The 13809-nt window shown below is 61.9% G+C and carries 15 protein-coding genes; 9 read left to right on the top strand and 6 right to left on the bottom strand.

The genetic code is table 11. The features are described from left to right. Nucleotides 1–9: 9 nt before the first annotated feature. Nucleotides 10–1431: a PLP-dependent aminotransferase family protein gene (locus M5B96_RS17890; RefSeq protein WP_248798053.1), complete on the bottom strand. Its 1422-nt coding sequence runs from the start codon at nucleotides 1429–1431 to the stop codon at nucleotides 10–12. Between the two features lie 157 nt (nucleotides 1432–1588). On the opposite strand from M5B96_RS17890, the gene M5B96_RS17885 reads away from it, so the two are divergent. Together M5B96_RS17885 and M5B96_RS17880 are read left to right on the top strand one after the other, a co-directional pair. After that, on the top strand, nucleotides 1589–2176 hold the full coding sequence (locus M5B96_RS17885; protein WP_248798052.1) for an alpha/beta fold hydrolase: 588 nt from the start codon (nucleotides 1589–1591) through the stop codon (nucleotides 2174–2176). Nucleotides 2177–2212: 36 nt separating this feature from the next. Next, nucleotides 2213–2620, top strand: a complete 408-nt coding sequence (locus tag M5B96_RS17880; RefSeq protein WP_248798051.1) for a hypothetical protein — start codon at nucleotides 2213–2215, stop codon at nucleotides 2618–2620. Between the two features lie 13 nt (nucleotides 2621–2633). On the opposite strand, the gene gabP is transcribed toward M5B96_RS17880, so the two are convergent. Beyond that, the gene (gabP, locus tag M5B96_RS17875) at nucleotides 2634–4025 is read right to left on the bottom strand and encodes a GABA permease (RefSeq protein ID WP_248798050.1); all 1392 of its coding nucleotides are present in this window, start codon (nucleotides 4023–4025) and stop codon (nucleotides 2634–2636) included. 527 nt (nucleotides 4026–4552) lie between these two features. Between gabP and M5B96_RS17870 the strand changes: the two genes are divergently transcribed. From M5B96_RS17870 to M5B96_RS17855, 4 genes are all read left to right on the top strand, one after another. Further along, entirely contained in the window at nucleotides 4553–5326 is a 774-nt protein-coding gene (locus M5B96_RS17870) for an ABC transporter ATP-binding protein (protein ID WP_100943963.1), read from the top strand. 13 nt (nucleotides 5327–5339) lie between these two features. Beyond that, the gene (locus tag M5B96_RS17865) at nucleotides 5340–6095 is read left to right on the top strand and encodes an ABC transporter substrate-binding protein (protein ID WP_248798049.1); all 756 of its coding nucleotides are present in this window, start codon (nucleotides 5340–5342) and stop codon (nucleotides 6093–6095) included. Nucleotides 6096–6161: 66 nt separating this feature from the next. Continuing rightward, entirely contained in the window at nucleotides 6162–6854 is a 693-nt protein-coding gene (locus M5B96_RS17860; protein WP_248798048.1) for an ABC transporter permease, read from the top strand. Then, the gene (locus tag M5B96_RS17855) at nucleotides 6854–7543 is read left to right on the top strand and encodes an ABC transporter permease (protein WP_248798047.1); all 690 of its coding nucleotides are present in this window, start codon (nucleotides 6854–6856) and stop codon (nucleotides 7541–7543) included. Before M5B96_RS17860 ends, M5B96_RS17855 begins: the two co-directional genes overlap by 1 nt. Before the next feature lie 49 nt (nucleotides 7544–7592). Here the strand turns inward: M5B96_RS17855 and M5B96_RS17850 are convergent, their stop codons facing one another. Then, nucleotides 7593–8006, bottom strand: coding sequence for a winged helix-turn-helix transcriptional regulator (locus M5B96_RS17850; protein WP_248798046.1), 414 nt, complete (start codon nucleotides 8004–8006; stop codon nucleotides 7593–7595). Nucleotides 8007–8092: 86 nt separating this feature from the next. Between M5B96_RS17850 and M5B96_RS17845 the strand changes: the two genes are divergently transcribed. Both M5B96_RS17845 and M5B96_RS17840 read left to right on the top strand, forming a co-directional pair. Then, a complete protein-coding gene (locus tag M5B96_RS17845) occupies nucleotides 8093–8947 on the top strand; it encodes an SDR family oxidoreductase (protein WP_248798113.1) in 855 nt (284 codons plus the stop codon). A gap of 147 nt (nucleotides 8948–9094) precedes the next feature. Continuing rightward, nucleotides 9095–10306 (top strand): methyltransferase, encoded by a 1212-nt coding sequence (locus M5B96_RS17840; RefSeq protein WP_248798045.1) that lies wholly within the window; start codon nucleotides 9095–9097, stop codon nucleotides 10304–10306. A 314-nt stretch (nucleotides 10307–10620) separates the two neighbouring features. Here the strand turns inward: M5B96_RS17840 and M5B96_RS17835 are convergent, their stop codons facing one another. The 3 genes from M5B96_RS17835 to M5B96_RS17825 are packed head-to-tail and all read right to left on the bottom strand — an operon-like array spanning nucleotide 10621 to nucleotide 12192. After that, entirely contained in the window at nucleotides 10621–11277 is a 657-nt protein-coding gene (locus tag M5B96_RS17835) for an FMN-dependent NADH-azoreductase (protein ID WP_248798044.1), read from the bottom strand. Further along, nucleotides 11274–11726, bottom strand: a complete 453-nt coding sequence (locus M5B96_RS17830; RefSeq protein WP_248798043.1) for a GNAT family N-acetyltransferase — start codon at nucleotides 11724–11726, stop codon at nucleotides 11274–11276. The genes M5B96_RS17835 and M5B96_RS17830 overlap by 4 nt, the downstream gene beginning before the upstream one ends. Continuing rightward, nucleotides 11716–12192 (bottom strand): carboxymuconolactone decarboxylase family protein, encoded by a 477-nt coding sequence (locus M5B96_RS17825; protein ID WP_248798042.1) that lies wholly within the window; start codon nucleotides 12190–12192, stop codon nucleotides 11716–11718. The genes M5B96_RS17830 and M5B96_RS17825 overlap by 11 nt, the downstream gene beginning before the upstream one ends. Before the next feature lie 166 nt (nucleotides 12193–12358). Here M5B96_RS17825 and M5B96_RS17820 point away from each other — a divergent pair, with 166 nt between their 5' ends. Next, nucleotides 12359–13789 carry a PLP-dependent aminotransferase family protein gene (locus M5B96_RS17820; protein ID WP_248798041.1) on the top strand — a complete coding sequence of 477 codons (1431 nt, stop codon included), beginning with the start codon at nucleotides 12359–12361 and terminating at the stop codon, nucleotides 13787–13789. The last annotated feature ends 20 nt before the right edge of the window (nucleotides 13790–13809 follow it).

Here is a 13809-nt window from a genome sequence, read left to right as displayed (position 1 = left end):
GCCACGCGCTCAGGCACCGTGTTCGATGGACAGCACCGGCGCGATATGCGCCTGGAGAAAGCGTTTGAATCCAAGATGATTGCAGTGGCTGACATTGAAGCGGATGTACTGGTCATACTCGCCGGTATTGCTGAACAAGGAGCCTGGGGCCAGCAATATGCTGGCGTGGTGGGCCAGTTCGACCAGATTCGGGATATTCACGTGCTCCGGCAGTCGCCCCCAGAGAAACAAACCTTCAGCACCGTGCTCATCAAACACCACACCGACAGCCCCCAGCCACTCCCGCGCCCTTGAGCGCTCCTGCATGACCCGCTGGCCCAGCGTATCCAGGTGATGCTGATAACGACCGGACTCCAGCGTGTAGGTCACTATGGTTTCGTCAATCGCCGAGCCGCAGAGCACGTTGTACATTTTCTGCTCGACCAGCCGCTCGACAAAGGCCGCTGGCGCCACCACGTAGCCCAGGCGCAGCGCCGGGCTCAGCACCTTGCTGAAACCGCTGATATAGAAAGTCCTGTCGAAGCCATCCAGGCTGGCAAGCCGCAGCGTCTGCCGGGTCGACAGGGCACCAAAAACATCGTCCTCGATGATATGAAAATCATACTGGCGGGCCAGCGACAACAGCTTGAAGCCCTTCTCTGGAGACGTATTGCCGCCGATGGGGTTGTGAACCAGGGTCTGGGTCAGGAACAGTTTCGGCCGATACTTGATCAGGATCGCTTCCATCGCCGCCAGGTCCGGACCGTCATCCAGTCGCGGGACGGTGATGATCTTGAAGTCACGCTCCTTGATCAGCTTGAGTTGCAGCAACAGGTAACTGGGGTCCTCCACCAACAGATAATCCCCGGGGCCCAACAGGATGCTTCGCAGCAGTGAAAGCGCATGGGTGGCCCCCATGGTGAGCACGACCTGGCTGCTGGAGGCGTTGATATGGACCTCGCGCAACTTGCGCGCAATCACCGCCCGCAGGTCCTGGCTACCGGCCGCGGGCGCTGGAGTGCTGCAGGAAAGTGTGTTACGAATCAGCCGTCCAGTCACCGAGGCCGGGACCGCGTCGGCCAGCCAGGCCAGTGGCAGGTAGCCTGAACTGACGGGAATATCGTATTGCGTCGGATCCAGCGCCCGGAAGAGAAAACTCGAGTGCTCACTGGAAGGCGGGACCAAGGTGTCAACGTCCTTGAGCGGACCGACCGAATGGCAGGCCAGGATGAAATAGCCCGCCCCCGGACGCGACTCGATGATGTGCTGCGCCACCAGGTCTTCGTAGGCGCTGCTCACCGTGAAGATGCTGACGCCCAGTTGCTTGGCCAGCGCGCGGACAGAGGGAAGTCGCCCGCCCTGAACCCACTGAAAGGACTCAATACGGGCAATGATCGCGTTTCGGATCTGGTCTACCAGCAGCGTCTTGCTGTTGCGGTCTATCTGAAACATGGCAATCCCTTGTTGAAACAGCCGCTGCCTGAAGGTGAGCGTCCCGTGCGCCGATAGCGACCGCAGTATCGGCCATCAATTTGCACAGCTGCAAGCACTGTATCGGGGCGCCAATTGCACTCAGGGATCAGACACACTGCATGCCAGGAAGCCGCCAATGAGCTCGATCAACAACTCGCACCACCCTGCGACATCCCGCGTCGAGGCGTTCATTGAACCGGCCGCCGACGGCTTCGCCCTGGGCGGCTTTGCCTGGCGCCACGCTGACAGCGCTGGCGTGCGCCCCGTGGTGATCATCAATGCCGCAACCTCGGTGCGCTGCCGCCATTACTCGCGCTTTGCCGACTACCTGTTTGCCAATGGCATGGATGTCATCACCTACGATTATCGCGGCATCGGCGAATCGCGCCCGGCCACGCTGCGCGGGCTCAAGGCCTCCTGGACCGACTGGGGCGCGCTGGATTTCGAGGCCATGCTGCAACGGGCGACGCGCGAGCATCCCGGCCAGCCCATCGATGTCGTCGCCCACAGCTTCGGTGGCTGCGCGGTCGGGCTGGCGGCGTTGCCGTTTGCCCGGGTCAAGGCGCCGGAAGATATCGATGAATCAGAGGTGGGGCATTTCGCTTTTTTTCGCAGCCAGTATCAGGAAAAGCTCTGGCCGATTGCGCTGCACTGGCTGGAGAAAGGCGAGCTGCGGGCGGGGACACCGGGGAAGATTGGAATTGCGGCGGCGCACGGAGGATAATTGCGCGCTTACCTCTTTGTGAAAGCACCCGAGTCCATGGCATCCCAGAACAAGCAAGACAAACGCGCGCAACGGGCGAAAGCCAAGGCCAAGCAGAACCGCACCCGGCGCGCCAGCGAGCCGGCCGAGGCGCTGCCGCTGGATGACGACCGCATCGACTTCGCTTCGGTCGACCTGACCGACCTGTTCAAGAGAATGCGCGACGCCGAGCACGGCAGCCAGCAGGCCATGTGCAGCGTGTTCCTGGAGGATCCGCTGCTGGCGCTGGTGTTGGAGCAGGAGGGCGAGGAAGAAGCGACGGACTTTATCCTTTCGGCACTGATCGAATACCGCCAGTGGTCCACCGAGGCCACTGAGGAAGCGGCCCTGGCCTGGATCGAGAGCCCGGCCTTCCAGGCCGATTATGTGGCGGCCTCGCAAGCGCTACAGAAAGCCGCCGGCTAGCCGCCACAGCGCCTCAGTTCAACACCACCCGCCCGGCTTTCTCGATCCGGCGACGGCGCGCTACCAGCAAACCGGCGGCCACCACCAGCACACTGAGCAGGCCCGTGGCGAGGATTTCGACGCGATGGGCCTCCTGGCACAACATCACGCCCAACACCGCGACGATGAACACGATCACCGCCCAGGTCAGCCCGGGGAACAGCCACATCTTGAAGGCGATCTTCTCGCCCTTGGCCATGCGCTGACGGCGCATGCGCAGCTGCGACACCGCGATCACCAGGTACACCAACAACGCAATGGCACCGGAGCTGGCCAACAGGAACTCGAACACCGCTGCCGGTGCGACATAGTTGGCGAACACCGCCAGGAAGGCCGCCGCCGTCGACAGCATCACCGCCCAGTAAGGCGTGCCGCTGTCATTGGTGCGCTTGGACACGGCCGGCGCATCACCGCGCTTGCCGAGGGAAAAGAGCATCCGCGATGCGGTATACAGCGCCGAGTTCAGGCAACTGGTCACCGCTACCAAGACCACCAGGTCAACGATCAGCTTGGCATTCGGAATGCCCATGCGATCCAGCACCACCTGATAGGAACCGACCGCCGCCAGGCTCGGGTCATTCCACGGCACCAGCGCGACCACGATAAAGATCGACACCAGGTAGAACAGGCCGATCCGCCAGATCACCGAGTTGGTGGCCTTGGAGATCTGCTTGCCCGGATCTTTCGATTCGGCCGCGGCAATGGTGACGATTTCCGTACCCATGAACGAGAACATGGTGGTCAGCATCGCGGCCAATACCGCGCCCATGCCATTGGGCAAGAAGCCCACGGTGTCCACCAGATGCGACACGCCGCTGACCTGGCTGGTCGGCAGCAAGCCAAAGATCGCCAGCACACCCAGCACGATAAAGGCGATGATCGCGATCACCTTGATCAGCGCGAACCAGAACTCGAACTCGCCGTAGTTCTTCACGCTGAACAGGTTGGTCGCGGTCAGCAGCAAGGTAATGATCAGGGTAAAGGCCCAGATCGCCACGTTGGGGAACCAGGCATGCAGGATGGTCGCGGCGGCATTGGCCTCCAGCGGGATCACCAGCACCCAGAACCACCAGTACAGCCAGCCGATGGTGAAGCCGGCCCAGTGCCCGATGGCACGGTCGGCGTAGGTCGAAAAGGAGCCGGTATCCGGCGAAGCCACGGCCATTTCGGCGAGCATGCGCATCACCAGCACCACCAGGGCCCCGGCGGCAGCGTAGGCCATCAGTACAGCGGGACCGGCTTCGGCGATCGCGTGCCCGGAACCGACAAACAACCCGGCCCCGATCACCCCGGCAATCGACAGCATGGTCACATGCCGCGACTTGAGCCCTTGCTCCAGATTATTGGAATTATGCGTACTACTCATTGAGATTACCTTTGCAATGAAGAGCGCGCCCTACACATTGGAATGTGTGTCAAATGAATCCAACGGGGGCGTATTTTATTTTTTACGCAAAAATTGCGCCAAAATATTACATCGCCCCAGTTTCCGTGGCCTGGAAGCCCTGTCAGCGTGAAAACGTAACCCCTTGAGATTAATGGCTATTTGCCAAAGCGTTACCGAGGCACACAGATTTCCAGCGCGCTATCGCACCAGAAACACTCATAAAATAAAGTAACGCACCATTTCAGAGCGCACCTATGCCCACTCAGCGGGTTTACCCTTCCCAGCCCTGGCCAAAGCTGGCACCATCGCGCCTTTTTTTAAGCGACTGCCGAGTCAGGACGACGGATCAAACAGGCGTTCGGTTGTTGCCGGGGCGACAGACTGCTGTGCCGATGCGACAACCTGTCACCCATCCGTCCTGTAGCGGCTTTTCCCTATGCTAGCTTGGCGCTCGCCAGGAAGGCCGCCAATAGCAGGAGCACGACAGAACACCATGAGGACCGCACATGGCTGAGGCCACGCCCGCGCTTGAAATCCGCAACTTGCACAAACGCTACGGTGAGCTGGAGGTACTGAAAGGCATCTCGCTGACCGCCCGCGACGGTGATGTGATCTCGATCCTGGGCTCCTCCGGTTCCGGCAAGTCGACCTTCCTGCGTTGCATCAACCTGCTGGAGAACCCGCACCAGGGGCAGATCCTGGTCAACGGCGAGGAACTCAAGCTCAAGGCCGCGAAAAACGGCGAGCTGGTGGCCGCCGACGGCAAGCAGATCAACCGCCTGCGCAGCGAAATCGGCTTTGTGTTCCAGAACTTCAACCTCTGGCCGCACATGAGCATCCTCGACAACATCATCGAGGCGCCACGGCGGGTGCTCGGGCAGAGCAAGGCCGAGGCCATCGAAGTGGCCGAAGCGCTGCTGGCCAAGGTCGGCATCGCCGACAAGCGCCATGCCTACCCGTCGCAACTGTCCGGCGGCCAGCAACAGCGCGCGGCCATCGCCCGGACCCTGGCCATGCAGCCCAAGGTCATCCTGTTCGACGAGCCGACCTCGGCCCTCGACCCGGAAATGGTCCAGGAAGTCCTCAACGTGATCCGCGCCCTGGCCGAGGAAGGCCGCACCATGCTGCTGGTCACCCACGAAATGGGCTTTGCCCGCCAGGTCTCCAGTGAAGTGGTGTTCCTGCACCAGGGCCTGGTGGAAGAACAAGGAACCCCGCAGCAGGTGTTCGACAACCCGCTGTCGGCGCGCTGCAAACAATTCATGTCCAGCAACCGCTAACGGAGCAACCCGCATGCAGACCTGCAAAAAATTCCTTCTGGCCGCTGCCGTCTCCATGGCCTTCAGCGCCAGTGCCTTTGCCGAAACCCTGAAAATGGGCATCGAGGCCGCCTACCCACCGTTCAACAACAAGGATGCCAGCGGCCAGGTCGTGGGCTTCGACAAGGACATCGGCGACGCCCTGTGCGCCAAGATGAAGGTCGAGTGCACGGTCGTGACCTCCGACTGGGACGGGATCATTCCGGCCCTACAGACCAAGAAGTTCGACTTCCTGATCTCCTCGATGTCGATCACCGAAGAGCGCAAGCAGGCGGTCGACTTCACCGACCCGTACTACTCCAACAAGCTGCAATTCATCGCGGCCAAGAAAGACGCCGAGTTCAAGACCGACAAGGCCTCGCTCAAGGGCAAGATCATCGGCGCCCAGCGCGCGACCCTGGCCGGCAGCTGGCTGGATGACCACCTGGGCGACGACGTCACCATCAAGCTCTACGACACCCAGGAAAACGCCTACCTCGACCTGCAGGCCGGACGCCTGGACGCCATCCTGGCGGACAAGTACGTCAACTACGAATGGCTGAAGAGCGAAGCCGGCAAGCCTTACGAGTTCAAGGGCAACCCGGTGGAAGAGAGCGACAAGATCGGCATCGCCGTGCGTAAAAAGGACGATGCCCTGCGTGAGAAGCTGAACGCCGCGCTGAAGGAAATCATCGCCGACGGTACTTACAAGAAGATCAACGACAAGTACTTCCCGTTCAGCATCCTCTGACCTGCCCCGATGGCCGGCACCTCAACGCAAGGTACCGGCTGTCCCTGGTAAAGCCTGCCTCTGCCCATGAATATCGACCTCTATGGATTCGGCCCGGCGCTCGCCGCCGGGGCGCTGATGACCGTCAAGCTTGCGCTCTGCGCCCTCTGCCTGGGACTGGTGCTCGGGCTGCTCGGCGCCTTGGCCAAGACTTCACCGTACAAACCGCTGCAATGGCTGGGGGGCGCCTATTCGACCCTGGTTCGTGGCGTGCCGGAACTGCTCTGGGTGTTGTTGATGTATTACGGCACCGTCAACCTGATGAGCGCCTTGGGCGAGGCGTTCGGTAACCCCGAACTGGCCTTGAACCCGTTCGCCGCCGGGGTGATCGCCCTGGGCCTGTGCTTTGGCGCCTACGCCACCGAAGTGTTTCGCGGGGCGATCCTGGCGATCCCCAAGGGGCATCGGGAAGCTGGGGTGGCGCTGGGCATGTCCAAGGTGCGAATCTTCGCCCGGCTGATCATGCCGCAGATGTGGCGCATCGCCCTGCCGGGCCTGGGCAACCTGTTCATGATCCTGATGAAGGACACCGCGCTGGTCTCGGTGATCAGCCTGGAAGAAATCATGCGCCAGGCGCAGAACGCCGTGCTGTTCAGCAAGCTGCCGTTCACCTTCTACCTGGTGGCGGCCTTTATGTACCTGGGCCTGACCGTCCTGGCCATGACCGGCATGCATTTCCTGGAAAAACGTGCCGCTCGCGGTTTTGTGAGGACCACATAATGGAATGGGAAGTCATCTTCAAATGGCTGCCGAAGTTCTTCCAGGGCGCGCTGCTGACCCTGGAACTGGTGGGCATCGCCGTGGTGCTGGGGTTGATCCTGGCGGTGCCGCTGGGAATCGCCCGGGCTTCGAAGCTCTGGTATGTGCGCTCCCTGCCCTACGCCTATATCTTCTTTTTCCGCGGGACGCCGCTGCTGGTGCAACTGTTCCTGGTGTATTACGGCCTGGCACAGTTCGACGCGATTCGCGACAGCTTCATGTGGCCTTACCTGCGCAACCCGTTCTGGTGTGCGACGGCGACCATGACCTTACATACCACCGCGTATATCGCGGAAATCCTGCGAGGGGCGATCCAGGCCATCCCGCCGGGCGAGATCGAAGCGGCGCGGGCGCTGGGGATGTCGCGGGCCAAGGCGATGGTCTACATCATCCTGCCGCGCGCGGCGCGGATCGGCCTGCCGGCCTATAGCAACGAAGTGATCCTGATGCTCAAAGCCAGCTCGCTGGCGAGTACCGTGACCCTGCTGGAACTGACCGGCATGACCCGGACCATCATTGCGCGCAACTACCTGACGGTGGATATGTTCTTCACCGCGGGGGTGTTCTACCTGGTGATCTCGTTCCTGCTGGTGCAAGCGTTCAAGCAGGTGGAGCGCTGGATGCGGGTGGATGCCTGTCAGGGCCGCTAGCGCCGCATCCACCAGATCGTCAACCTCCATTACCTCGGGCACCTGATCCTCAGGTCAGCTCTTTGTCCGCGATCGTGCTTTCTCTCCTGAACTGCATGATCTCGGGCAAGTTGTCTTCGATCCAGTCGACCATTGCTTCCACCTTGGCGGCGGCGGCTTTTCCCAGGGGCGTCAACCTGTATTCCACGTAGGGCGGCACTACCGGGCGAGAGAGCCGATGGACCAGCCCATCCCCCTCCAGCCCCTGAAGTGTCTGTGAAAGCATTTTCTCGCTCACTCCGCCGATTTTTCTGCGCAGCTCACTGAAACGATGTGTGCCCTCCAACAGAACCACCAGCACCAGCACGCCCCACCGACTGGTCATATGTTTGAGGACCTCTCGCGATGGACAATCGGCTTGCAGGAGTTCACCGCGACGGACTTTTGCGGAAAAGGTATGAGGAGGGTTTTCGGGGTGGCTCATAACACTTACCTTTTTGTACGTACTTACTATTAGTTAGCTTGAATCGTAAGATGACCATTCCTTCCATTGAAATCAAGGTACTTCTCATGATTGCTGTCACGGGTGCTACAGGCCAGTTAGGCCGCCTTGTTATTGACGAGCTGCTTAAAAGCGTCTCCCCGGACAAACTGGTCGCATTGGTACGCGATCCGCTCAAGGCGCAAGACCTCAGCGCCAAAGGCGTCAATGTTCGCCAGGCAGAATATGGCCAGCCCGAATCGCTCAATCGCGCCCTGGTCGGCGTAGATCGGCTGCTGCTTATTTCTTCCAGCGAAGTCGGACAACGCAGCGCACAGCATCGTGCGGTCATTCAGGCGGCTAAATCGGCAGGTGTGCATCTGTTGGCGTACACCAGCCTGCTACACGCAGACCGGTCGACGCTGGGCTTGGCGGTCGAGCATCGGGACACCGAGCAAGCGCTGGTAGAGTCCGGGCTGGGTTACGTATTGCTGCGTAATGGTTGGTACAGCGAGAATTACACCGCTGGCCTGGCGCCGGCGGTCGAGCATGGAGCCATTCTGGGAAGTGCCCAAGAGGGTCGCATCTCATCCGCTTCTCGAGCAGATTATGCCGAGGCGGCAGCCATTGTGCTGACCCGTGAAGGACAAGCAGGCAAGGTTTACGAGTTGGCAGGTGACGAGAGCTACTCGTTATCGGAACTGGCCACGGAAGTCGCCAGACAATCGGGTAACGCCGTTGTCTACAACGATCTTCCCCAGGAGCAATACAAGGCCGCGCTCATTGGCATAGGCCTGCCGGAAGGGTTGGCGGCGTTGCTTGCCGATTCTGATGCCGCGGCAGCCAAAGGCGACCTGTTTGATGATTCCCGCCAACTGAGTCGCCTGCTGGGGCATCCAACCACTCCGATTGCTGAGTCGGTTAGCGTGGCGCTTAAGCACTGACCGTCGTTCCAGGCCGCCGCATTGAGCGGCGCCGTCGATCCCCAGTCATTGAGGAGCCTGGTTTCGCCAGCAAACCGGCTCCTACATATCCCGTGATTGCTTTACATTGGCGCTTACCCGCAAAGACGCCACTCCGGAACCCGCAGCATGCCCGTCATCCTCCAAGGCCCCGCCCTGCACACGCGCTTCAAGGCCCTGGACGCATTCCTCTCGGCGCACCAGCACCTGTGGCGCCCACGCCCATTCAGTCACCTTCATCTACCGTGGGAAAGCCAACACCCGGAACTCGCCACCTGGCTCCGCCAACGCAGCCTCGACGATGCCGAAGCCAGCCACAACCACCCGGAACACCTCTCTGCCCCCGCGCCCTTCCCCGCGCTGGCGGCTGAGTCCGCGGCATTGGCGACTGTCGGAACCCTTCCCGACAGCGCCCGGCCCCCGGCCAACCAGCGCCTGAACGTCGACGTCCCCGGACGCAAATGGCAACAGATCGAAGCCTTCGCCGCCCGCCTCGACTTCACCCAAGCGCCGAGCCACTGGCTCGACTGGTGTTCCGGCAAAGGCCACCTTGGCCGCCGCCTGCTGCAACCCGGCCAGCAACTGACCTGCCTGGAATACGACCCGGCGCTGATCGCCAGCGGCCAGCAGCTCAGCCGGCACCACCATCTGCCGGCCCAGCACCTGCAACAAGACGTCCTCGCCCTGGATGCCGCCGCCCATCTGAGCGCCGAACGCACCCCGGTCGCCCTCCACGCCTGCGGCGACCTCCACGTACGCCTGATGCAACTGGCCAGCCACGCCGGCTGTCGGCAACTGGCGATCGCCCCCTGCTGCTACAACCGCATCAGCGCCGCGAGCTACCAGCCCTTATCCGCCGCCGCCCAGACCTCGCCCCTGCGTCTATCCCTGGACGACCTCGCCCTGCCCCTGAGCGAAACCGTCACCGCCGGTGCCCGGGTCCGCCGCCAGCGCGACACCTCCATGGCCCGGCGCCTGGCCTTCGACCTGCTGCAACGCCGTCTGCGGCAAACCGACGACTACCTGCCCACCCCTTCGCTGCCCAGCGCCTGGCTCGACAAACCGTTCGCCGACTACTGCCGCGACCTGGCCGCGCTCAAGGAGTTATCCACAGTCGGCGCGCAGAACTGGCCGGAATTGGAGGCCGCTGGCTGGCAACGACTGGCGCAGGTGCGCAACCTGGAACTGCTCCGCGGCTTGTTCCGCCGTCCGCTGGAACTCTGGCTGGTGCTCGACCGCGCACTGTTCCTCGAGGAGCAAGGCTATGCCGTGCGCCTGGGGTTATTTTGCGAAAGTCCGTTGACGCCGCGCAATCTTATGCTACTGGCAGAGCGCCATTAATCACCCTGACGCACGACGCGGCCTGTGGATAAGTCTGTTGATGCTTTTCCCGCAGACGCCCTGAAAACGCCGCCTACAGAGTAAAAAGCTGACTGATCAATTTTTGCTCACAAAATAAATCTCCGGAAAAACAGACAGTTGCGCCGTGATGAGAACGGGTCCACAAATTCGCATCTTCAGCGCACACATGACCAGCCACTTGTGCATAAGCGTTCTGGTCAGCGGGCATAACGCCGCCTTTTTCCGCTCCTGCCTGCCGTCTTGAAAACACCAGAAACCTCTATGGAAGCTGGCTTGCCGGCGATTGCGTCCGCTCAGGCGATGCAAGACTCACTGGCCTCATCGCCAGCAAGCTGGCTCCTACAGGTTCTCGCATTGACCTGAAGCCCCCTCAGCAATGCCTCCCGAGCGACCGCCAAACCTTGCTCAACCGTCTCGCCCCCCCGGACAGTGCCCTCCAGATAGATAAACGTCAGCTGATGAATACCGATGGAGCCAAGAATCGCCTTTAAATAAGGCGTGAGAAAGTCCGGCTGACGCGCCCGTTCGCCCTGGATAAAGCCCCCGGAACTGACCAGCACGAAGGTCGGGCGGTCCTTGAGCAGGCCAAACTTCTCCCCTGCACTGTTCACCCCGAAGCTGCGCTGAATGCGCACCACATGATCGATCCACAGCTTCATCGCGGCGGGCAGCGTGAAATTGTGCAGCGGCGTGCACAGCACCAGCAGATCGCTGGTCTCAAGCTCGACGATCTGCCGCTCGGAGGCATGGATAGCGACGTTCTCCATACCGGCGACCGAGGTCACGGCCGTCGCGTAGTCGCTGCTCAAGGCGGGCAGCGGTTCGCCGCCCAACTGGCGATGCATGACCGTGCTGACGCCGGGCCGGTTGCCCAGCACATCGGCGGCCAGGCGATAAACCCGGGCCGCGGTGCCATGGGGGCTGAAGTTCAACAACAGGGCGCGGCTCATAGCGTCCGCCCCGGATTCAGGTCCTGGGAAAAGTGCATGCCCTTGGCCAACAACCCCTGGCGGAAATAGAAGCGTTGCGCCAAGGGCATATGCATCCCGGTATCCAGCACCAGATAGCGATAACCCAAGGCCCGCGCATGACGACGCACTTCCTCCAGCAGCCCGGCGCCCAGCTCGCGCCGCTGTTGCGAAGCCGTCACCACCAGGTCATCGACATAGACGAAGCGCCCATACAGGGTGCTCTCCGTCACCCGAAAGCCGGCCAGGCCGATCACCTGCCCATGCTCGCGCAGCGCCAGCAGGCGAAAGCCCTGCTCGCCCTGACGAAAGACCTGCTCGACGAAGGACTCCACATCGGACAGATGCGGGCGCAGCTCCTGCATCACGGCAAAACACTCGCGGCACTGGGCTGGGCTTTCGACCAGTGCGTATTCGAGGTCATTGGCCATGGGAGATTTCCTCCTGCTGACGCACACTGGCCGGCACCAGGCGAAAACTGACGCCGACGCGGTTTAGAGCGTTCATCAGGGCGACCGCCAGGGTCAGGTCGGCCACTTCCTTTTCGCCGAACACGGCGGACACGGCCTGGAAGTCCTCGTCGGGCACCTCGGTTTCGTGTACCCGGGTCACGCTTTCGGCCCAGGCCAGGGCGGCGCGTTCACGGCTATCGAACAACGCCCCGCCTTCGCGCCAGACCGGCACCAGCAGGACCTTGTCGAGGCTCACGCCGAGTTTGATCAGGTCGCGGGAATGCTGGCTGATGCAGAAGGCGCAGCCATTGATCTGCGAAACCCGCAGGTACACAAGATCGATCAAATGCGCTTCGAGCCCGCAGCTTTGCAAATAGCTTTTGACGCCAAACAGCGCTTTGTAGCCCAGGGGGGCGGCGTCGAGATAATTGAGACGTTGAGTCATGGATGGCTCCCATTTGAGGTCGGTGGAATCATGGCCGGCAGTCTGCGGCGCGTTGGAATCGGCCAACAGGGCCAAGATCGAGCAAGCCGTTTGGGACATGAGCGCTGCTGATCCGCCCAGCCATGGGGTTAAACTGCGGCGGTTCTGCATGACCACGGAAAACGCCATGCCCATTGCCAAAGCCGCCACTGAACCTGGGTTGCCCAAATACCTGGTGGTCTATCGCCGTATTCGCAGCGCCATCGACGACGGCCAATTGCGGCCCGGTGACCGCGTGCCTTCGGTGCGTGCCCTGGCGGCTGAACTCAATCTGGCGCGGGGCACGGTCGAAACGGCTTATGAGCTGCTGATCAGCGAGGGCTACCTGACGGCGCGGGGGCAGGCTGGGACCGTCATTGCCCTTGATCTGCCGGTGACGGCGACTCCCAGTCCGCCAACGGCAAGCGCCGTGTCGAGCGAACAGGATCAACCGTTGCCCCTGCAAATGGGGCTGCCGGCGCTGGATGCGTTCCCGCGAAAACTCTGGAGCCGGCTGATCACCCAGCGCGCCCGGCAAACCGATATCGCCGGCCTGGGCTTCAGCGATCCGAGAGGCTACGCGCCGCTGCGCTCGGCCATTGCCACGTACCTGGGCTTGTATCGGGGCGTGCAATGCACACCGGACCAGGTGTTTATCTGCACCGGTTACAACGCCGTGCTCGAACTGGTCTGCGAAAGCCTGGAAATGACGGGTCAGGATTGCTGGTTCGAGGACCCGGGTTATGTGCATGCGCGGCAGATCCTGCTCAATCGTGGCGTAGAGCTGATACCGGTGCCGGTGGATGCCGATGGTTTGCGGGTGGAGCACGGTATTCGTCTGAGTCCGACGGCGCGGTTGGCGGTGGTCAGCCCGGCCCACCAGAGCCCGTTGGGCGTGGCCTTGAGCCCGGAGCGGCGGCGGGAACTGCTGGATTGGGCGCGGGGGCAGTCGAGCTGGGTGCTGGAAGACGACTATGACAGCGAGTTTCGCTATCGCGGTCGTCCGTTACCAGCGCTGAAGAGCCAGGACGTGCATGACCGCGTGATGTACGCCGGGACCTTCAGCAAGATGCTGTTTCCGGGATTGCGCCTGGCGTATCTGGTGGTGCCCCGGGAACAGGTCGAGCGCTTTGAACAGGTTGCCCGGCTGTGGCGCAATCGCTGCCCGGAACTGCTGCAGGCGACGGTCAGCGATTTTCTGAGCCAGGGGCACTTCACTCGGCATTTGAAGAAAATGCGCCAGTTGTACAGCGTGCGTCGGGCGTTGCTGGTCAAGGCGCTGGAAGAGCTGGGCGGCGGGATATTGAAGGTCGACCCGCAAGCTGGAGGGATCAATCTGCTGGTGCGGCTGTTGATTGGGGTGCCGGATTTCCGGATAGCCGAGCAGGCGCGGGTGGCGGGATTGTCGATTGAGCCGTTGTCGCGCTGGCAACTGCTGGGCGGAGAGGAAGGTGGGTTGTTGATGAGTTTTACCAACGTGGCGTCGGCCGAGCAGGCGGCTGAAATAGCGGGCCGGTTGCTGGCGGTGATCGCGGCGGCACGGGCGACGGATCAGGACAAGGCCCAAGGTTGTCGGTAGCGGCGGATCGCAAGAAAGCC

The sequence above is a fragment of the Pseudomonas sp. MWU13-2105 genome (assembly GCF_023242315.1).
In the GTDB taxonomy this organism is placed as follows: Bacteria; Pseudomonadota; Gammaproteobacteria; order Pseudomonadales; family Pseudomonadaceae; genus Aquipseudomonas.
This window is presented reverse-complemented; position numbering and strand designations above follow the sequence as displayed.

Bases quoted from the DNA above. Each gene is read 5' to 3' on its own strand.
- M5B96_RS17890 (WP_248798053.1), bottom strand. From the start codon at position 1,431: ATGTTTCAGATAGACCGCAACAGCAAGACGCTGCTGGTAGACCAGATC.
- M5B96_RS17885 (WP_248798052.1), top strand. From the start codon at position 1,589: ATGAGCTCGATCAACAACTCGCACCACCCTGCGACATCCCGCGTCGAG.
- M5B96_RS17880 (WP_248798051.1), top strand. From the start codon at position 2,213: ATGGCATCCCAGAACAAGCAAGACAAACGCGCGCAACGGGCGAAAGCC.
- gabP (WP_248798050.1), bottom strand. From the start codon at position 4,025: ATGAGTAGTACGCATAATTCCAATAATCTGGAGCAAGGGCTCAAGTCG.
- M5B96_RS17870 (WP_100943963.1), top strand. From the start codon at position 4,553: ATGGCTGAGGCCACGCCCGCGCTTGAAATCCGCAACTTGCACAAACGC.
- M5B96_RS17865 (WP_248798049.1), top strand. From the start codon at position 5,340: ATGCAGACCTGCAAAAAATTCCTTCTGGCCGCTGCCGTCTCCATGGCC.
- M5B96_RS17860 (WP_248798048.1), top strand. From the start codon at position 6,162: ATGAATATCGACCTCTATGGATTCGGCCCGGCGCTCGCCGCCGGGGCG.
- M5B96_RS17855 (WP_248798047.1), top strand. From the start codon at position 6,854: ATGGAATGGGAAGTCATCTTCAAATGGCTGCCGAAGTTCTTCCAGGGC.
- M5B96_RS17850 (WP_248798046.1), bottom strand. From the start codon at position 8,006: ATGAGCCACCCCGAAAACCCTCCTCATACCTTTTCCGCAAAAGTCCGT.
- M5B96_RS17845 (WP_248798113.1), top strand. From the start codon at position 8,093: ATGATTGCTGTCACGGGTGCTACAGGCCAGTTAGGCCGCCTTGTTATT.
- M5B96_RS17840 (WP_248798045.1), top strand. From the start codon at position 9,095: ATGCCCGTCATCCTCCAAGGCCCCGCCCTGCACACGCGCTTCAAGGCC.
- M5B96_RS17835 (WP_248798044.1), bottom strand. From the start codon at position 11,277: ATGAGCCGCGCCCTGTTGTTGAACTTCAGCCCCCATGGCACCGCGGCC.
- M5B96_RS17830 (WP_248798043.1), bottom strand. From the start codon at position 11,726: ATGGCCAATGACCTCGAATACGCACTGGTCGAAAGCCCAGCCCAGTGC.
- M5B96_RS17825 (WP_248798042.1), bottom strand. From the start codon at position 12,192: ATGACTCAACGTCTCAATTATCTCGACGCCGCCCCCCTGGGCTACAAA.
- M5B96_RS17820 (WP_248798041.1), top strand. From the start codon at position 12,359: ATGCCCATTGCCAAAGCCGCCACTGAACCTGGGTTGCCCAAATACCTG.